This is a genomic window from Shewanella sp. 10N.286.54.B9 (assembly GCF_041468565.1).
Taxonomy (GTDB): Bacteria; Pseudomonadota; Gammaproteobacteria; order Enterobacterales; family Shewanellaceae; genus Shewanella.
Genome location: NZ_JBFRIY010000040.1, coordinates 1 through 1,582 on the forward strand (window position 1 = coordinate 1; position 1,582 = coordinate 1,582).

At 46.5% G+C, this 1,582-nt stretch carries 2 protein-coding genes; both read left to right on the forward strand.

The window, feature by feature from the left end; all coding sequences use genetic code 11:
- The first annotated feature begins 125 nt into the window (after positions 1-125).
- Positions 126-758, forward strand: coding sequence for a FlgO family outer membrane protein (locus AB4135_RS14705; protein ID WP_371994039.1), 633 nt, complete (start codon positions 126-128; stop codon positions 756-758).
- Positions 759-1,217 carry an LPP20 family lipoprotein gene (locus AB4135_RS14710; RefSeq protein ID WP_371994040.1) on the forward strand — a complete coding sequence of 153 codons (459 nt, stop codon included), beginning with the start codon at positions 759-761 and terminating at the stop codon, positions 1,215-1,217.
- Positions 1,218-1,582: the final 365 nt, after the last annotated feature.

Consider the following 1,582-nt stretch of genomic DNA (forward strand, 5'->3'; position numbering starts at 1 on the left):
AAGATCAACAGCCCCTAGTCTTTAACAATACATTTAGCCGTAAAGTTCTTCAGCTTTATGCCGATAACAGCATTAGAGAATCATATTCTTTTGAGCCAATATGAGTTTTGAAAGAAAGGAATATCATGATGTATAAGACAATAATCTTACTGTCACTGTTGATGCTTTATGGCTGTGCGATGACGGCGACTGAGACGCCACAAGAGCAAACGCTCTCGAGCGGCAAAGGTTTGCCACATTTGTCATCAATTAACCATTTGGCACAACAGATGGTTAATGAATTAGTCAGACAAAACGACAGCTTAAAATCAACTCAGCCATTACTGGTGGCAACACCGGTAATGTTAAGTGATCTCGCGAGCACTAATGAATTTGGGTTGCAATACCAACAGGGGCTGATTACGGCATTACATGACCACCAGTTTAACTTGGTAGACATGAACGTAGCAGAAACACTGCGTGTCACCGAGGAGGGGGACTTTATCCTTACTCGCGATTGGCAGCAATTGCCCACCGATATTGATGTCAGGCATGTGGTTGTATCGACAATGAGCCCGAGCAAAGAGGGGGTGGTTGTTTATAGCCGTATTGTAGATGTCAGTAATAACCGAGTGGTATCTGTGGCTCAAAGCTTTGTGCCAATTACTGCTATGCCGGATATGTTAACCCCTTCAGAGAAAGTCGTGTCAGAAAATGGCTTATTGTATCGCTCTGATACGACCGGACAGAATGCGGTCATGCTTGGAGGAGCTAAGTAAATGAAAGCCATTTTTCTCTCTGCAACGCTAACCATTACCGCCTTATTAGCGGGTTGCTCAGCGCAAGATCGTTATGTGCAATATGAAACTGAAGCGCCTGAGTCCTTTCCGACATTAACCGCGATAGGCTATGCGACATTAGCCAGTCAACCGTCGGATGATCCCGCGCAGCGGGTACTAATGGCGATGCAAGCCTCAAAAATTGCCGCTTATCGGGAACTAGCTGAGCAGGTCTATGGCCAGCACTTAGCGGCGTCGAGCCAGGTACGTGATTGGATGTTATCGAGCGACGAGATTAACGCGTCAGTTTCTGGGGTGATCCGAGGTGCACGAGTGGTTAAGGTATACCCTGCTGGTGAGCATTATGTTACTGAGCTGGAATTGGACTTTGAACAGGTGTGGGCTCTTTATCAGCAGCAAAACCGTTCGCAACGGGTTAAAGAGATCACTTACTTTTAGATTAAGACGCTGCGCTTCTAGGGCGGCGTTGGCCTGGTAGGTGCGAGAGCGCTGCGCTTCGTGAGTGGCCTTTCGCCTGGTAGATACTAGGGAACTACGCTTCTAGGAACAAAGCTAAGAGTATGCATTTGTGCATGGGTTATCATGCAGAACCTAGCACCACTAATACTCGAGCCTATAGTCTAGAACCTTCTTTTTAAGTAGGTCGGCATTTATGCCGTCGCTTTTCTCTTTTCTGGTTTTTACCGTAAGCGAAGCGTTCCGTAGTGACGTAGTCGCGTACTATAAGCTGATACGTCTAAGATTGTCCCGTCTTGCTAAAACCTAGAACCTTCTTTGTTAAGTAGGTCGGCATTTATGCCGTC